General features: G+C 72.1%; 15 protein-coding genes. 4 read left to right on the top strand and 11 right to left on the bottom strand.

Features of this window, described 5'->3' with window-relative positions; genetic code table 11:
* Window positions 1–25: 25 nt before the first annotated feature.
* Window positions 26–919 (bottom strand): LysR substrate-binding domain-containing protein, encoded by an 894-nt coding sequence (locus KAH28_RS02400; protein ID WP_290574207.1) that lies wholly within the window; start codon window positions 917–919, stop codon window positions 26–28.
* Between the two features lie 129 nt (window positions 920–1,048).
* On the opposite strand from KAH28_RS02400, the gene KAH28_RS02395 reads away from it, so the two are divergent.
* Complete coding sequence (locus KAH28_RS02395; RefSeq protein WP_290574206.1) at window positions 1,049–1,306, top strand: hypothetical protein; 258 nt, start codon at window positions 1,049–1,051, stop codon at window positions 1,304–1,306.
* Here the strand turns inward: KAH28_RS02395 and KAH28_RS02390 are convergent.
* From KAH28_RS02390 to ilvE, 4 genes are read right to left on the bottom strand one after another with little or no spacing between them, the layout of a single operon-like run.
* A complete protein-coding gene (locus KAH28_RS02390) occupies window positions 1,303–1,977 on the bottom strand; it encodes a methyltransferase domain-containing protein (RefSeq protein WP_290574205.1) in 675 nt (224 codons plus the stop codon). The two genes, KAH28_RS02395 and KAH28_RS02390, sit on opposite strands and share 4 nt — an antisense overlap.
* Window positions 1,974–2,468, bottom strand: a complete 495-nt coding sequence (locus KAH28_RS02385) for a DinB family protein (protein ID WP_290574204.1) — start codon at window positions 2,466–2,468, stop codon at window positions 1,974–1,976. The genes KAH28_RS02390 and KAH28_RS02385 overlap by 4 nt, the downstream gene beginning before the upstream one ends.
* A 17-nt stretch (window positions 2,469–2,485) precedes the next feature.
* A complete protein-coding gene (locus KAH28_RS02380; protein ID WP_290574203.1) occupies window positions 2,486–3,118 on the bottom strand; it encodes a LysE family transporter in 633 nt (210 codons plus the stop codon).
* On the bottom strand, window positions 3,115–3,996 hold the full coding sequence (gene ilvE / locus KAH28_RS02375; protein ID WP_290574202.1) for a branched-chain-amino-acid transaminase: 882 nt from the start codon (window positions 3,994–3,996) through the stop codon (window positions 3,115–3,117). Before ilvE ends, KAH28_RS02380 begins: the two co-directional genes overlap by 4 nt.
* Window positions 3,997–4,135: 139 nt before the next feature.
* Here ilvE and KAH28_RS02370 point away from each other — a divergent pair, with 139 nt between their 5' ends.
* The 3 genes from KAH28_RS02370 (at window position 4,136) to KAH28_RS02360 (ending at window position 8,108) form a co-directional block, all read left to right on the top strand.
* Window positions 4,136–5,554, top strand: a complete 1,419-nt coding sequence (locus tag KAH28_RS02370; RefSeq protein WP_290574201.1) for a PLP-dependent aminotransferase family protein — start codon at window positions 4,136–4,138, stop codon at window positions 5,552–5,554.
* Between the two features lie 117 nt (window positions 5,555–5,671).
* Window positions 5,672–5,902: a hypothetical protein gene (locus KAH28_RS02365; protein ID WP_290574200.1), complete on the top strand. Its 231-nt coding sequence runs from the start codon at window positions 5,672–5,674 to the stop codon at window positions 5,900–5,902.
* 181 nt (window positions 5,903–6,083) lie between these two features.
* Window positions 6,084–8,108 carry an alkaline phosphatase D family protein gene (locus KAH28_RS02360; RefSeq protein WP_290574199.1) on the top strand — a complete coding sequence of 675 codons (2,025 nt, stop codon included), beginning with the start codon at window positions 6,084–6,086 and terminating at the stop codon, window positions 8,106–8,108.
* 8 nt (window positions 8,109–8,116) lie between these two features.
* Here KAH28_RS02360 and KAH28_RS02355 read toward each other — a convergent pair whose 3' ends face one another.
* The 6 genes from KAH28_RS02355 to KAH28_RS02330 all read right to left on the bottom strand — a co-directional run bounded on the left by KAH28_RS02355 (window position 8,117) and on the right by KAH28_RS02330 (window position 16,973).
* The gene (locus KAH28_RS02355; RefSeq protein WP_290574198.1) at window positions 8,117–9,109 is read right to left on the bottom strand and encodes a nucleotidyltransferase domain-containing protein; all 993 of its coding nucleotides are present in this window, start codon (window positions 9,107–9,109) and stop codon (window positions 8,117–8,119) included.
* A gap of 76 nt (window positions 9,110–9,185) precedes the next feature.
* Window positions 9,186–10,529: an Ig-like domain-containing protein gene (locus tag KAH28_RS02350; RefSeq protein ID WP_290574197.1), complete on the bottom strand. Its 1,344-nt coding sequence runs from the start codon at window positions 10,527–10,529 to the stop codon at window positions 9,186–9,188.
* Window positions 10,526–10,765 carry a hypothetical protein gene (locus KAH28_RS02345; RefSeq protein ID WP_290574196.1) on the bottom strand — a complete coding sequence of 80 codons (240 nt, stop codon included), beginning with the start codon at window positions 10,763–10,765 and terminating at the stop codon, window positions 10,526–10,528. The genes KAH28_RS02350 and KAH28_RS02345 overlap by 4 nt, the downstream gene beginning before the upstream one ends.
* Before the next feature lie 4 nt (window positions 10,766–10,769).
* Window positions 10,770–12,314, bottom strand: a complete 1,545-nt coding sequence (locus KAH28_RS02340) for an alkaline phosphatase PhoX (RefSeq protein ID WP_290574195.1) — start codon at window positions 12,312–12,314, stop codon at window positions 10,770–10,772.
* Window positions 12,315–12,360: 46 nt separating this feature from the next.
* Window positions 12,361–14,028 carry an alkaline phosphatase D family protein gene (locus tag KAH28_RS02335; RefSeq protein WP_290574194.1) on the bottom strand — a complete coding sequence of 556 codons (1,668 nt, stop codon included), beginning with the start codon at window positions 14,026–14,028 and terminating at the stop codon, window positions 12,361–12,363.
* A gap of 35 nt (window positions 14,029–14,063) precedes the next feature.
* Window positions 14,064–16,973 carry a CehA/McbA family metallohydrolase gene (locus KAH28_RS02330; RefSeq protein ID WP_290574193.1) on the bottom strand — a complete coding sequence of 970 codons (2,910 nt, stop codon included), beginning with the start codon at window positions 16,971–16,973 and terminating at the stop codon, window positions 14,064–14,066.
* Window positions 16,974–16,996: the final 23 nt, after the last annotated feature.

The following is a 16,996-nucleotide window of genomic DNA, read 5'->3' as shown; positions in this document are numbered from 1 at the left end:
CTCGCCTCGCGATCGGCGGGATCTGTCAGCGCAGGCTGCGGAAGATCTCCGTCACCTCGCGCGCCAGCATCGCGCCGACCTCGCTGAGCCGCCCGCGCCGGATCAGGCCGACGTGGTAGTCGCCCAGCGGCGGCAGTCCCGATTCCGGGCCCAGCACCTGCAGCGGCGCGCGCACCAGGCTGGCGGGGAAGGGCGCCACCGCGAGATCGGCGATCAGCGCGGCCTCCTGGCCGGCGCAGTGCTCGCTGGTGTAGGCAATGCGATAGGCAACACCGGCACGATCGAGCGCGGCGAGCGCCATCGCGCGCCAGGCGCAGCCCTGGCTGGCCAGCGATATCGGCAGCGGCGCGCGCTGGGCGGCCACGCCGCCCTCGCGGCCGGCCCAGACCAGCGGCTCGGTGTGGACGATCTCGGTGCGGTCGTCGGCGCGCTTGGTGGATCCGACCGTGATCAGCGCGAGGTCGAGCTCGCCGGCGTCGAGGCGCGCCACCATGTCGTCGCTGCGCCCGCCGATGACGTCGACCTGCACGGCCGGATAGCTGCGCGCGAACTGGGTGAGGATGCGCGGCAGGATGCGCGTGCCGACATCGTCGGGCGTGCCGATGCGCACGGTTCCTTCCAGCGCCGGCGCCAGGAACTGGCCGACCGCCTCCTCGTTGAGCTTGAGCATGCGCCGGGCGTAACTGAGCAGCGTCTCGCCCTCCGGCGTCAGCCGGACCTGGCGCGGCTCGCGCACGAAGAGCGCGCGGCCCAGCGTCTCCTCGAGCTGCTTGATCTGCATGCTCAGCGCGGCCGGCGTGCGGAACACCTGCCGCGCAGCGCGGCTGAAGCTGCCGCTTTCGGCGATGGCCACGAAACTGCGCAGCACGCCGGTATCGAGCAGCGGCAGAGCGGGGTGGCGGGGGGCTTCGGCGGTCATGGCGTGTATTCAGAAATTCTTAACAAGAAGTGTAGAATTTATAGCTGGAATTAACAAATAGCGGGTCGCATCCTTGCCGCCACGGTCGCCCGATATCCGGGCACGACCACTGCCGACAAGGAGTCCGCCATGTCCGATACCCAGCCCGATATCCGTGATCGGTCGCGCGATGGGGCCGCCAGGCCCATCGCGTCGCGCTCGCCCTTCCCCGACGTCGGGGCGCCGGCCATGCCGCCGCTGTGGCTGTTCGCGCTGCTCGGCGGCTGGGTGCGCGCCGCGCTCCGCCGGCAGCGCGTGCGCCGGCTGAAGCAGCTCGACCGACGCCTGCTCGATGATCTCGGCCACGCGCCGGCGGCGACCGCCAAGCGTCGCGACATCGCGCGCTAACCGCTTCCGGGCCGGTGGCGCCGCTTGCGCGCGCACAGCAGCATCGAGACGGTGGTGCCGTCCGGGGCCCGCAGCACGCGACCCGGGCGCACCGCCAGATCGGCGCGCCGGCACAACCCGCGCCACGCACCGGCAGGCCGTGCGCGATACGGCATCGGGGTCCAGTTGCCGTTCCAGTGCGCGAAGTGTTCCTCGATCCGGATCGCGCCCGGTCTCGGGGCAGGCACGGTCTGCAGCAGCAGCCGGCCCGCGGGGCGCAGCCGCGACGCGAGCCAGCGCAGCAGGGCGGCATCTCCGCTGCTGCCGAACAGCGCGAAGTTGCAGACGACGACATCGAAGCGCTGGCCGCGCAGCGCATCCCGGGCGACCAGCGCCCGGTAGCTCGAGCAGTGGTACCGGCCGGCGCGGTCGCACGCGCGGGCCGCCGCGATCAGATCCCGCACGCCGTCCACGCCGACACCGGCACTGCCATGACGGGTGCGCACCGCCCGCACCAGCCAGCCCTCTCCACAGCCCGCGTCGAGCAGACGCCGCGGCGGCGCTCGCGCGATCTCGGCGAGCAGCGCGCGGCTGGTGATCGCGCGGCTCGCCGGCGGTGCTTCCCGGATGGCATGAATCCACGGCGCCGCATTGGCACGCCAGCTCTCCAGAGTCGGGTCGCGCGCGCTCACGGCGCCAGCAGCCAGGGCAGGTCGGTGACGCCGGGGTCGACGCCGAGCTGCTTGAGCAGGGTCGTCACCTGCCCGCGATGATGGGTCTGGTGGTTGAACATGTGGGTGACCAGCGTCCAGGCGGGCAGTGTGCGGGTGCGGTCGTCGACACTGCTGGTGTAGGTGAAGCCGCGGGCCAGCCACGCGTCGGTGAGCGATGCGCTCCAGGCGACGATGCGCTGATCGAGCGCCTGACGCGCGGCGCGCATCGCGTCGAATTCGGCATGCATCGTTTCGCCGAGCACGGGCAGGCTGCTCGCGCCGGTGAAGCGGCCCATCCATGCCGAGTCGCCGTAGAGCAGATGATCGAGCGTGCCGTGCACCGAGCCGAAGAAGGCACCGAGGTCGCGCTTGCGCGCGGCGTCGCCGAGCGGCTCGGCGCAGGCGTAGAGCTTGTCGTTCATCCAGCGGTTGTAGCGGGCCATGAGCTGGTAGTGGTCGCGCATATGCATGCAAGTCGCCTCGCGGTTCAGATGGTGGACACGGTGCGCAGCGCCAGCGCGGCGCCGATGCCGAGCAGCAGACCGCCGGTCGCCAGTCGCGCGGCTGCCGCGGTCCGTGCTCGCCCGATGAGCGCGGCGGCGCGCTCGCCGGCTGCGGCGTAGAGCGTCTTGACGGCGGCGATGACCGCGGCCGCTGCTGCCACGATCACCAGCGCGTCGAGCGGCGTGGCGCGCGCCGGGTCGAGGAACAGCGGCAGCGCACCGAAGTAGAACAGCAGCGCGGTCGGGTCCCCGATGGTGGTGGCGAAACCCGTGCCCGCGGCGGAGAGCGCTGCCGGTGACGCGGGCGCGGCCTGGCGCACGGGAACGCCGCGCGCGCGCAGCGTGCGCACGCCGGCAGTGGCGAGGAACGCGGCGCAGAACAGTGCGGTGGCGCGTGCCAGCCAGGAAGGCGCTGCCGCGATGCCGGCATGTCCGGCCAGCGCGGCGCCGAGCAGTACCACGTCACCGGCGACGATCCCCGCCACCAGCGCGCCGGCGCTGCGCGCGCCGGCGCGCATGGCGTGCGCCACGATGAGCGCGTCGGCCGGTCCCGGTATCAGCGACAGCACCAGCATCACCGACAGCATCGCGCCGAGTTGTCCGGCCTCCAGCGTCACGCCCGCACCGCCGCGTGGTACGCATCCCGGAGCCTGCGGAACACCGGGCCCGGGCAGTGCGTGGGCGCGCGGCCGTCGATGCTGGCCACCGGGATGAGCTCGGCGCCGGTGCCGGTGAGGAAGCACTCGTCGCAGGTGTAGAGGTCGAAGGGCGCCAGCGATGTCTCCGCGACCGTCATGCCGGCGTCCTGCGCCAGCGCCATGACGTGCGCCCGCGTGATGCCCGCAAGCGCGCCGTCGATGGGCGGCGGTGTCCGCAGCACGCCGTCGCGCACGATGAAGATGTTGTCGGCGGTGCCCTCGGCGACGCGGCCGGCGGCGTTGAGCAGGATGGCCTCGTCGGCGCCGGCGGCGTTGGCCTCGATGCGCGCCAGCACATGGTTGAGATAGTTGAGGCTCTTGATGCGCGGGTCGAGACCGTCCGGCGGCAGGCGCCGGGTCGCGGCGATGATGACGCGGACGCCGCGCTCGCGGGTCGCCGCATCGACGAGGCGCAGCGCCCCGGCGACGATGAACAGCCGCGGCGTCGGGCAGCTGCGCGGGTCCAGACCGAGCGTGCCGTCGCCGCGCGTGACCACCAGTCGCAGATAACCGTCGTCGTCGCCGAATGCGGCGATCAGCGCTGCGACGGCGTGGACGATATCCGGTCGCGGCAGCGGCACCGTCAGCCCGATGGCGCGCGCCGAGCATTCCAGCCGCTCGAGATGCGCGTCGAGCGCGAAGGGCCGGCCCCGATGGAAGCGGATGCCTTCGAAGACGCCGTCGCCGTAGAGCAGGCCGTGATCGAGCACCGGCACGCGCGCCTCGGCGGCGGGCGCGATGCGGCCGTCCATCCAGCAGAGCGGTGTCGAGGGTGTCTCGGTGGTGGCGGCGTTCATGGCGCGGGCAGGCAAGCGGAAGGGGCACCAAGCGTGCCGCCCCGGCAGCAGCGCAGCCAGCCACAGGAGCAGAAAATTGTTGCGTAACAGATTGCATTCAACGAATCTGTTCCGGCCTCCACGAGGGTGAACTGTTGTGATGGCCGAATCCCGTCCGGTGTACGTCACGCTGGCCGACGAGATCGCCGCCGGCATTCGCGGCGGCACCTACCGCTCCGGCGAGCGGCTGCCGTCGGTGCGGGCGCTGGCGCGGGCGCGCGCGGTCAGCGTGGCCTCGGCGCTGGCGGCCTACCGCTACCTGGAGGAGCGCGGCCTCGCCGAGGCCCGGCCTCGCTCGGGCTACTACGTGCACGCGGCGCGGGCGCCGGAGGCCGAGGCGCCGCGCAGCCCGGCGCGGCGCGCGCAGCCGCGGCCGGTCACCGGTCAGGAACTGGCGCTGTCGCTGGTCAAGGCGGCCAGCAACCCGGCCGTGGTGCAGCTCGGCGCAGCGGTGCCGGACCCCTCCTTCCTGCCGACGCATGCCGTCGGGCAGGTCATGGCGCAGGTGGTGCGCTCGCAGCGCAGCCGCATTGCCGGCTACGAGATGTCGCCCGGCGCGCCCGAGCTGCGCCGCCAGATCGCGCGCCGCATGATCGAGGCCGGCTGCATGCTCAGCCCCGACGAGCTGGTGGTGACCAGCGGTTGCCAGGAGGCGCTGACGCTGGCGCTGCGCGCGGTCACCGAGCCGGGCGATATCGTCGCGCTGGAGTCACCGACCTTCTACGGGCTGCTGCAGGTGGTCGACGCGCTCGGCCTGCAGGCGCTGGAGATCCCCAGCAGCGCCGACACCGGCATGTCGCTGGAGGCGCTGGAGCTGGCGCTGGACCGGTGGCCGGTGAAGGCCTGCGTGACCGTGCCCAACCACAGCAATCCGCTCGGCTTCCGCATGCCGGACGACGCCAAGCGCCGCATGCTGCGGCTGCTGGCGCGCTACCGGGTGCCGGTCATCGAGGACGACGTCTACGGCGATCTCGGCTTCGACAGCCCGCGCCCGCTGATGCTGATGGCGGCCGGCGAGGGCGCCGAGATCCTGCACTGCAGCTCGGTGTCCAAGACGCTGAGCCCGGGGCTGCGCGTGGGCTGGATTGCGCCCGGCCGGCACCAGGCGCGCGTGGAGTACCTGAAGTACGTCAGCGACATCGCCACCGGCACGGCCGACCAGATCACCGTCGCCGAGTTCCTCGCCAGTGGTCGCTACGACCGCCACATGCGCACGGTGCGGCGGCAGTACGGCGACGCGGTGGCCCGCATGCGCGAGGATGTCGTCCGGCTGTTTCCGGCTGGAACGCGCATCAGCCGGCCCACCGGCGGCTTCGTGCTGTGGATCGAGCTGCCCGAGGCGATCGACACGGTCGACATCGCCTACCGCGCGCTGGAGGCCGACATCAGCATCGCGCCCGGCCCCCTGTTCTCGGCCTCGGGCAAGTACCGCAACTGCATGCGGCTGTCGTGCGCGCGACCGCGGGATGCCCGCCTGCAGGATGCGCTGGCGCGACTCGGCGCGATGGTCGCGGGATGAGGCTCGCGATGCGCCGCGCGACAGGCCGACGCTGGCCCGGCGGGCCGGGTGGAACCGCCGCCGCCGGCGAGGGTCCATGAAGCCGGGCGCTCCGCTCCGCGACCCGAGGCCCGATCAATGTCCCTTCCGCCCAGACAGCGCGTCGCCGTTCTCGCGATCGCGGCCGCACTCGCCTGCACGGCCTGCACCTCCCGCGACGTGTACGAGGTAACCGAGTCGCTGCGCATCGACGACTGTCGCGACATCGTCAAGTTCGAGGAGCGCGAGGCCTGCGAGGAAAGGGCGGGCATGTCCTACGCCGAGTACGAGGCGCTGCGCGAGCGCGAGACCGGGTCCGGCGACGACTGATCCGGGCGGCGTCCGCGCTGGACGGAGCCGACACCTTCGCTAGACGATCGGTCCTCGTCGGTCCGGCGGACCACGCCGCAGTCGGGGCGTGAACGGACCCCGGCGTTGCCCCGAGCGGCCGTCACGGGGTCGACACGGCGGCGGCGCATACTCGCCGGCTGTTCCGCGCGACCTTCACGACATGCCCACCGATCGCCGCACACTGCTCAAGCTGCTCGGCGCGACTGCCGGTGCCTCGGCCTTCGGCGCGGCGCCGCGCGCGCTGGCGCAGGACGGCGTCTCCCTCGAGCGCCCCGCCGGATGGGATTATCCGGCCGTGGATGCGCTGCTGCCCTTCGGCCACGGCGTCAAGTCCGGCGATCCGCTGCACGACCGCGTCGTCATCTGGACGCGCGTGTCGATTCCAGACCCCGGTGGCTGGCTGGTGGCGATGCCGCAGGGCATCGGCGAGGTCGATGTCGCCTGGGTGGTGGCGCGCGACCGCGCGCTGCAGGACGTGGTCGCGCGCGGCGAGACCACCACCGAGCGCGGCGCCGACTGGACCGTCAAGATCGATGTCGATGGCCTGGCGCCGGCGACCACCTACTGGTACGCCTTCGCGGCCCTCGGCCGCACCTCTGTCGTCGGTCGTACGCGCACCGCGCCGGCGCCCGGCGACGCGGTGTCGGAGGTGCGCGTCATGCAGACGGCGTGCTCGAAGTGGTGGGCGGGTCATTTCGCGATGTACGGGCGCATGGCCGATCGCGACGACGTCGACGTGCTGCTGCACGCCGGCGACCACATCTACAACCAGGAGAACGGCAACCGCGGCAACATCCGGCTGCCGGAAGCGGCGCTGCTGCTGGACGATCCCTATCAGCACATCGACTGCCGCGACTGGGCGCGCCCCGAGGAGGTCGGCCGGCGCTACGCGCTCCACGCCGCCGACCCCGATGCGCTGCGCGCGCACGCGGCGGTGCCCTTCGTGATCATGCCGGACCAGCACGACACGGCGGACAAGGACGACCGCGGCATCTACGGCGGCGACGGGGTCTCCAATGCCGAGGCCGCCGCGTACTTCCACCTCTGGAACGCCGACCGCCGCCTGGCCGCCGACGGATCCGGCCGCTTCGATGCCGAGCCGCGCGTCAATCTCAACCTGGCGCCGCACCGCGTCGCGGGCGAGCACGCGCGCCTGTTCTACAAGCATCTCCCCTTCGGCGCGCTGCTCGACATCGTCACCGTCGACATGCGCCGCTCGCGGGAAGGCAACGGCGACGCCCCCTTCCTCAGCGATGCCCACTGGGCCTTCCTGGAGCGCGTCGCCGCCGACTCGGCGGCGCGCGGTGTCGCCTATCGCGTGTTCGTCAACGGCGTGGCGATGACGCAGATGAACGCGGTCGATCTGCCGGTCATCCCGGACTCGCTGCGCGAGCGGATCTTCCGCACCGACGCCCTCAACGGCATCCTCGCCTACGGCGGATGGAACGACGTCCCCGACGACCGCGTGCGCCTCTATGCGCTGCTGCGCGCGCAGGGGCTGGTCGACAACATCGTGCTCACCGGCGACATCCACGGCCAGTTCGTCGCCGAGCTGGTCGAGGAGAACGAGGCCCCGGCCTACATCCGCGGTACCGGGCTGGGTACCTATGGCACGCCGGTGGGCGTCGAGATCATGACCGGCATGACCTCCGGCGGCGCCGACGAGGTGGTAGCGGCCGCGCTCTACGAGGCTGCGCAGGGCCGCTCGCCCGGTCTCGATCTGCGCTTCCAGGAGGTCAACGTGCCCGCGGCTCGTCCCGTCGTGCAGCTGGTGGAGGCGGCGCTCAAGCTGGCCACGCCCAACCTGATCCACGCCGACTGGGTGCCCGATGCCTACGCGCTGGTCCACGTCGCCGCCGAGCGCGCCACCGGTGAGCTGTGGAACGTCGACAAGCGCGACCCGGCCAGCGGCGAGACGCTTTCCTATCAGTTCGACATGCCGCGCGGCGTGGTCAACATCGCGCGCCGTCGTCAGCCGGAGGCCACGCGCGGCGCGCGCGTCGCGGCACCCTTCGGCGCTGCGACGGCGGCCGATCCGGCGGTCTTCGCGTCATCCGAACCGGCGCCACCCGATGCCGGCAGCGGTAGCGGCGGTGCGATGGGCGGAGCCGCGCTGGTGCTGGCCGCCGCGGCGGCGGCGCGCGGCTGGCTGTCCGCGCGCGACGATGCGGACGGCAATCGGTAGCCCGTGCTTCAGCCCAGCCGTGCGAATGCGGCGTCGAGCTTGTCCGACCAGCCCTTTCCCCGCGCCCGAGCCGCGGCCATGGCCGACTTCAGAGCGGTCGGATCATCCTCCTGCAGGAAGGCGATGAGCGCGCCCGCCTGCGCCAGATCCTTCGCGCGCTTGACGCGCTGAGCAGCCGGCCGGACCTGGGACAGGATCAGCTTGTGCACCGCGAAACGCGCCGGCTCGGGCACCTGGACCAGGGCCCACGCGCCGGAGCCACGAACCAGCACCGCCTGCTGCGGATCCTCGAGCAGGAAGTCCATGTAGGCCGATGGCTGCGCCACGATGCGCAGCTCCGGGATGCTGCGCGGCGATGGGCCGCTGCGGTCGAGCGTGGTGAGGAAATCGACCTGGAACGCGGCGTCGGTGGCGTAGCGATAGCTCGGCCCCATGAGCTCGCCGGAGCTGCCCGGGATAAAGCCCTGTTCGAAGCTGATGAGCGCGTCGTGGAGATCGAGGTCCGGCTCCGGCGGCAGCGCCACCGAGACGTTCCGGCCGGGCCAGCTCAGGTCGACATCCTGGGTGGTATCCGGGGCGCTCCAGCGCACGCCGAGCATGTTGGCGTAGGCCCGAAACGCATGCGTGCCGACGAGCACGCCCCCGGCATGAAAGAAGCCGCGTTCGGCCATGCGGCGGATCACGCTCAGGTGTTGACGGTCGAACGCGATGCCGCCCGCTGCGACATAGCTCCGCACCAGCGTGGAGAGATCGGTCTCTCCCGCGGGATCTTCCTCCGCCGTTGCCACCAAGGCGCGCACGCGCTCATTGTCCGGTCCGACGTAGAGGTTCCGGGTCTTGCCGTCGTAGTACACGAAGTACCAGTAGGCGCGCCCCTTGCGCTGCCGCTTCTGGAAGCGGCCATTGAGCGATGCGGTGGAGCGCTGCATCTCGACGCTGCGGGCAGTGTCGAGGAGCTGGGCGTACTGCGTCTGCGCAGCGCTGGAGAGGAAGGCGAACATCGTCGGTTGTATAAGGTTTTGCGAAAATCTTATACAACCAATGAGGCTTGCCGCGCAAACCTCGCGCTACGGGTCTCTAGGAGCCGGGCGTCGCCGCCGTCCGGAAACTCCACGAGTGCGCCGACTCCGGCGTCAGCCCGAAATGGTCGACGAGGCGGTCGGTCACCACGACGGTGTAGCGATGGTCCGGCATCAGGTCGGCGTCGGGGCGGAAGTCGATGACGTGGCCCCATTCCGGGTCGTAGATGCCCGAGCGCGTCTCGCCGGGGACACGATTGCCGGCCTCGTCGAACAGGCAGATGACGCCGGGCTGTTCGACGGCGGCCTCGGGCGCGGACTGGCCGGTGAAGGCGCGGATGCGCGCCTCGGCGGCATCGGCGGCGACGGGCACGTCGTGCTCGCCGTTCTCCGGGTGTACGCCGATGACGCGGACGGGCAGCGGCGCGTCCGCCGTCAGCTTGGCCCAGAGATGCTCGTAGAGCCGCGCCACCATGCGCCCCGAGTCGGTGACGCCGCCCGAGGCCATGTGGTAGTTGCCCGCGGCCCACGGCATGGCCCGGCGCATGCGCGGCGCCTCGACGGGCGCGATCAGGCGTTCGCCGAGCACCGCGGCGCGCGACACCAGGAAGCCGCGACGCACCTGTGCCGCGGTGATGCCGAGCTCGGGACGATTGCGCGCATGCACGGCGGCCAGATCAGCCGCCGGCGGGGCCACCAGCGTGGCGTCGAGCAGCAGGTTCCGCTCGACGATGGCGATCATGTCCATGGCGTACTCGATACCGGGCACCGGTCCGAAGGACAGCGCGCGCTGCACCGCGGCCTCGTCGCCGCGCTGCAGCGCGCGGCGCAGGCGGGCCGCGTCCCCGGGCGGGCCGAAGAGGTTGCGGCAGCTCGGCCCGTGGGCGTGTCCGCGGGGCTGCACCAGGCTCGCCGCGGGCTCGGCGAGATCGCGCTCGCGCACCACCGGTTCGAAGAGGCTGTCCCAGATCTCGTCGGTCAGGCCGTGGGCGGCGTTGCCGAAGGCGAAGGCGATGAGCTTGCCGCAGCGGTCGCTGAGCGCGTTGAGGTCGAGCAGCCCGTAGGGCTGGCGCGGCAGCGGCACGTTGCGCAGCTCGCCGGCGCAGCCGATGTCGCGCAGGTGGGCGATGAAGGCGTCGTTGAAATCCTCCCAGTGCGCGCGCTCGGCCATCTCGCGATCCTCCGGGAAGACCGCGCCGCTGCCGTAGCCACCGTCGGGATGGATGGCGCCGGCGAGCAGCGACGGCCGATGCTGCGTCAGGATGGTCTTCATGACGCCGTCGGGCAGGGCCTCGCGGCCGACATCGGCCATCAGCGCGTGCGTGGCCATGCCGGCCGCCGACACGGAACCGCAGAGCGCGAGGCCGGCGACCGCTGCGAGTGCCTTGAGGTCGTGCTTCATGGTGCGTCCTCGTGCCGATCGCAGCAGCCGGCCTCGAGCGCGCGCAGCCGTTCGTGCTCGGCATTGGCTGCCGCGTGGGGATCGGGTTCCGGCAATGGCTGCGGCTGCGCCGGAGGCGCGGTTGGCGGCGCGGCGCTGTCCGGCGCGGTGGAGCCGCCGCACGCCGCCAGCATCAGGCCGAAGGCAAGTGCCGCCAGCGGGCGGACACGCGGCGCGCGCATCACGGGACCGGGCATCGCGTCAGTCGTCAGTGCGCTCGTCGTCGGGCCTGCGCAGCGCGCGCCATGCCAGTGCCGCGCCACCGAGCGCGGCGAGGGTGCCCAGGCCGAGAGCGCCGCCGCTGCTGGTGCCGATGGGGTCGATGACGCCGCCATCGTCGCCACCGCCGTCACTGCCGCCATCCCCGTCACCGCCACCGTCGCTGGCGCCCTGCCGGAACGGACCTGTGATCTCGAAGATCTCGCCGCGCACTTCCTCGCCGGTTGCCTCGTCGATGGTGTGGCGCTTGCCCTGGCTGGCGAAGTAGAGGCGCGTTCCGTCGGGGCTGAAGGCCGGCCCGGCGAGCTCGGAGTGCGGCTTCGGGTAGCGCAGGAAGGGAGACACCACGCGATCCTCGTGCGTGATCAGCACCAGTTCCATGTTGCCGCCGTCCTCGGCCACCAGCAGGTCGCGACTGTCGGGGTGCACGACCAGGTTGTCGACGCCCTTCAGCACCGGCTCCTCGCCGGCGTCGGCGATGTCGTAGAGGATGTCGACGGTCTCGGCAACGGTGTCGTAGACCCAGACGCGATTGGTGCCCTTGGTCGTGAAGTAGACCTTCGACCCGTCGATCCAGCAGCCTTCGCCACCGTCGAAGATCGCGGCCTCGCGCACCTGGTAGCGCGTCGGCACCGGAATGCCGAGCGGGTTGCGCACGCGCTCCCAGCGCACGCGACCCGGCGTGGTCTCCTTGACCTCCGGCATGATCGCGCGCCAGGCGATGTCCTCGTGGCCGGCGCCGGGGTGGGCCGCCAGCCACTCGTCGATCTCGCGCTGGTAGTTGCGGCGCACGGCCGGCTCGGCCTCGTCGCGTACCAGCACTTCCAGCGTGCCGCGGGACAGGTCCGGATAGTTGTCCGGCGTGTAGCGGTAGAAGGCGCCGTCGCCGGCGTCCTCGGTCATGTAGACGCGCTGGCCGACCGGGTCCACGGCCGCGGCCTCGTGGTTGAACTGGCCCATCGGCACGATGCGGCGCGACGGGTTGAGCAGGGTCGGATCGCATTCGTAGACGAAGCCGAGGAAGTTCTCCTCGCACGACAGCCAGGTGCCCCACGGCGTGGGGCCGCCGGCGCAGTTGTTGTTGGTGCCCTGCAGCACCGGGTAGGCGTCCACGACGTTGCCCTCGGCGTCGAAGCGCACCGCGCCGACGCCGCCGCGGTCCTCGCAGAGGCGGTCGAAGGGCGCGTCCAGGCACTCGTCGGCGATGATCGGCACCTCCGAGTTGGAGACGTAGATCCAGCCGCCGTCGTCCTGCGGGAAGACCGCGCCGCCGTCGGGGGCGCGATGCCACACGTAGTTGGACATGCCGCCGCCGGCCAGCGCCACCGGTGAATAGGCCTCGGCGATCCGGCGCGAGGTGAAGCCGGGCGGCAGGTACAGGCCGTTCTCGTCGGGGCCCTGGAGCGCGCCGTAGGGGCTCGGTCCTTCCTGCGCCGGTGCGGCGTAGGCGCGCTTCCAGAAGGCCTCGCCGAGCGCGAAGGTCCCGGCAACGGCCAGGCCGGTGTGGAAGAACTGACGTCGGTGCATGGTTGCCTCTGTGATGGCGATGGGATTGCGTCCGGGCGGGTGCCGATCAGGGGGCGAGCGGCGGTGCGTCGGGCTTGGGCGCGCTGGGCCCGTCGGCGCTGCGCAGCCGGCTTTCGCCGGTGCGCGTGAAGCGCGCCGTGGCGAAGCTTTCGCCGGAGCCGGGCTCGAGGATGTTGTCGACGTACCACCACTCGCCCTGGCATTGCTCGGGGGTGATGTCGAGCAGCACGTAGCCGTGGCGCTCGCCGTCGAAGTAGCGGATGTGCGGGTCGGTGATCCGGAACAGGCTGCGCACCAGTCCGGTGGTCCCGCTGGGGAAGCCGCTCGAGGTCACCGACGGTGTCACGAACTCCACGCCCTGGCCCTTGATGCGCGGCGGGTCGAGCGGATCGCCGGTGAGCCCGGCGAGCAGATTGGCGACCGCGCCCGGATCGCGGAACAGATCGATGCCCCAGGAGCTGTGGATGTCGCCGGTGAGCACGACCAGGTTCTCGACCTGGCCGGCATCGAGCGCATCGAAGACGCGCTGGCGCGCGGCCGGGTAGCCGTCCCACTGGTCGGCATTGATGGCGAGGAGCTCGCCGGTGAGTCGCGTGCCGAGCAGCTCGACCTGCGGCAGGGTCAGCAGGCGCAGCTGACCGAACATGACCTGCTGGCCGAGCAGCTTCCAGGTGGCGGTGGATTCGATCAGCCGTGATCCCAGCCAGGCCTGCTGGCGTTCGCCCAGCAGCTGGCGGTTGGGGTCGTTGACCGCCGGGCCGCCGAGGGCCAGCGGCAGCTGCTCGTCGCGGCCGTAGAGCCGGGTGTCGAGCATCATCAGATCGACCAGATCGCCGAACACGAACTGGCGCCAGATGCGCTGCGGATCGCCCGGATCCACCAGGCGGATGGGCAGCCACTCGAAGTAGGCCTGGATGGAGTGCGTCTTGCGCTCGGACCAGATGCCCTCGTCGCCCTCGGTGTGGTTCTGCGCGCCGTCCTGCCAGGAGTTGTTGGTCGACTCGTGGTCGTCCCAGACGCAGATCATCGGGTGCTGGCGGTGCACCTCCTGCAGATCCGGGTCGGTCTTGTACTGGGCGTGGCGGATGCGGTAGTCCGACAGCGTGACGATCTCGCTGGCCGGCTGCGCGCTGCGGTCGTCTGCGAGCTCCGGGTTGCCCGAGCTGCCGTACTCGTAGATGTAGTCGCCGAGATGGAACACCGCGTCGAGGTCGCTGCGCGCCGCCATGTGGCGATAGGCCGCGAAGTAGCCCTCCGGATAGTTCGAGCACGACGTGAACGCGAAGCGCAGGTGCGCGACGCTGCCCACGGGCAGCGTGCGCGTGCGGCCGATCGGCGATTCGGCGCCGCCGGCCGAGAAGCGGTAGTAGTAGGTCGTGCCCGGACTCAGGCCGACCGGGTCGACCTTGACGGTGTAGTCGCGGCCGGCATCGGTGACGACGCGCTCGTCGATCAGCACCTGCGTCATCGCCGGGTCGGTGGCGACGCGGTAGCGCACGTTGACCGGGCCGTCGGCGTCGGGCGTCACGCGCGTCCAGAGGATGACGCGGTCGGCCAGCGGATCGCCGGAGGCGACGCCGTGCAGGAAGCGCACCGGCGTGTCGTCGGGCGGCGGCATGTCCGAGGGATCGGAACCGCCGCAGCCCGGCAGGACCGGCAGCAGCGTGCTGCCGGTGAGAATGCCGCAGCGGCGGATGAATTCACGGCGGTCCATGGCTCTCCCAGAGGCGGCCCGCGGCCGCCGAAGCGTTATCGATAGGTGGACAGGTAGGGGTGTGGCGCATGCGCGGCGTGGTCGCAGTGGTGCGCGAAGCCGGGCGGCGGTCCGTCCGGGTACAGCAGCTTCGGCGCCATCGTCCGGGCGCGTGTGCGCGCCGGCGAGGTTGCCGCCAGCGCGAAGATCTGCTGCGTGCGGTCGCGCTGCAGGCGGTGCGCGTGGCGCGTGCCGGCGAAGACCAGATGCGGCCCCGCGGGCACCGGCCAGGTGTTGTTGCCGGGGGCGTCGATCAGCGCCGGGTCGCGCCAGGCGCCATCGGCGTGACGCGCGTGCATGACGCGCCAGCGCCAGTCGGCGCTGCGGCTGTCGAACCAGGCCAGGCGCGCGTTGCCGCCGGCATCCAGACCGAGGCGCGGCTGGCGTGCGCTGCTCGCCGGCTGCGCGCTGACCGACACCGGTTCGGCGAAGGCGCCGGCACCGGCTTCGCGGCTCGCCGCCAGCACGGCGAGATTGACCCCGGCCGCCGACAGCGCCTTGCTGTCCCACGCGACGTGGGTGTGGCCGTCGCGGTCGACGACGATGTCCGGGTGGCGGTCGGCGGCGTCGTCGGCGCCCAGGAAAACCGGCTCGCCGGCACTGCCATCGATGCGCACGACCGCGATCTGCCAGTTGTCCGGGTCGGTGCCCTCGCCGCTGCCGGCCTGGCCGGTCCACAACGGGTCGGGATCCGAGCGGTTGTCCTGCCAGGCCACCAGCACGCCGCCGGCTTCGTCCACGGCCACCGCCGGGCGCACCGAGGCCGGATAGTGCGCGCTGCGCGCGTCCAGGGGCGAGGCCGCCGAGACGGTCTTGCCCACGGCGCTGAGGTTGACCGGCTGGGAAACGGTGCCGTCGATGCCGACCTGCGCGTGCCAGATATCGAAGGCGGCTCCCGGACGGATCTCCTGCCAGACGACGTGCGCGGTGCCGTCGGCATCGAGCGCCACGTCCGGATGCATGGCGCGACCGTCGACGGCGCGCACCGCGATGTCGGCGCCGAAGCTTTCGCCACCGTCGTCGCTGCGCCGCAGATGGACGGCCGGGCGCCGCGGCACCTGGCCGGCGCGCTCGTCCTGCCAGACCGCCACCACCGTGTCGCCATCCGCCGCGATGCGCGGAAAGCGGGCGCTGCCCGAGTCGGCGAGAGCCCGTGGCGGCGACCAGCGCCCGCCGCCATCCCGGCGCGTGTAGTGCACCCGGGTGGTGGTGGCGTCGTGGTGCTCGCCGACGACATGCAGCGCGTCGCTGCCGGCGACGAAGGCGGCGTCCGGAAAGCCCGCGAAGGCGCCGCGGCGGCCGAGGGCGTACTCCGCGCCGTCGTCGCGGCCGGTGTCGGCCGGCGGCAGTGCGTCGCCCTCGGGCGTCACCGGGGCTTCCGAGACGAAGATCGGCGAGGTCAGCGCGCGCAGCTGGTCGAGCAGTTCCTGGAAGACGTTCTCCAGCTCGGCGGGCCCGAGCACCAGACCGAACACCAGGCTCGACGGCTCGGCGAGGCCGATGCTGCGCACTTCGGCGCGGTACCACTGCGGCGTGTCGCCGGTGGTCACATCGACGGTGAGCTCGTGGGTGCCGGGGGTGACGACGCTGGCCCGCGCGATCGGGCCGGCGCTGCGTCCCGGGCTGGCGTAGACCAGCACGCGGCTGCCCAGCGCGTTGTCGGTGCGCACGCGCAGCACGCCGCTGGTGCCAGCGGGCACGAAGACCTCCTCGCCGGCCTGGACCTCGAAGGCGCCGTCACCGTCGAAGTCGGCGTCGAGCACGGTGCGCGGCGCACCGGCACCGCGGGCGTGGATATGCGTGCGGCCGGCGCGCAGCGCGTCGACCACCGCGCGCTCGCTCAGCGTGTCGGTCAGCACCTCGGTGCGCGGCCGCGCCGGCGTGCCGCCGAGCGCCCAGAGCTCCTTGAAGTGGTTGTCGCTGGCGCCGGCGACGCCGAAGCGAAAGCCGGCGTTCCAGCGGTTCTCGGCGTAGGCGATCTCGGCCTCGGGATTCTCGGCGCGGTTCCAGACCTCGACCAGATCGATGCCCACGGCGTCGGCGCGCGGGTCGATAGTGCCGTCGTCGTCGATCAGGTCGCGGTCGGGATGCGCCGTGACCCAGGCCGCACCCTGGCTGTGCGCGAGCCAGATCGATTCCTGCACCACGCGGCTGCGCGCGGCGCCCTCGACGTCCGCGTTCTGGTCGATCATGTCGACGGCGCCGTGGACGGTGGCGTGCGGCCGGCCGTTGGCCTCCTCGCCCGGGATCAGCAGGACGCTGTCCGAGGTCCACTGCGGATCGTAGTGGTGATCGTAGGTGCGGTGGTCGGTGATCGGCAGCCAGTCGAGCCCGACGTTGCCGGCCAGGCGGACGATGTCGGCCACCGGCATGTTGCCGGGGGCGGCGTCGTCGGCGATCTGGCGGCCGAGGCTGCCGTCGGAGCTGTGATCGGAATGGGTGTGCAGATCGCCGCCGCGCCAGCGTGCTGCGCTGTAGTCGATCGGGGCGCGGTTGAAGGTGGCGACCACGCCGTGCGCGCCGTCCGCGGGCAGCCTGCAGACCGCACCTTCGACCGATTCGCAGCGCCCGCTCCAGCTCTCGAATACCCAGCCGCGGGCCGGAACCGCGCGCAGGCGGGCATCGCCGTCGGCCGGAAAGTCGAAAGCACAGTCGTCGAAGCATTCGCTGCGCCGTGGCGAGGCAGTGACCTGGCCGTCGCCGAATACCGAGACGGCGACTTCGAGCGCGCGCGCCGGCGGCGGTGTCGGCGGCCCCGGTGGCGGGTCAGCTGGGTCGGCCGGGTCGGCGCTCCCGGAACCCCCGCCGCAGGCAGCCATCAGCGCGGCCGAGAACAGCACCGTCGCGTGCGTGCAGAAGCGGGCGGCCCGGACCCTCCGTGGATGCGGCCGTTGAAACTGGAACATCGTGCAACTCCGGCACGTCAGTG

Source organism: Algiphilus sp., from assembly GCF_023145115.1.
Classification (GTDB): Bacteria; Pseudomonadota; Gammaproteobacteria; order Nevskiales; family Nevskiaceae; genus Algiphilus.
The sequence above is the reverse complement of the archived record's forward strand: the minus strand, read 5'-3'. Positions and strand labels throughout refer to the sequence as shown.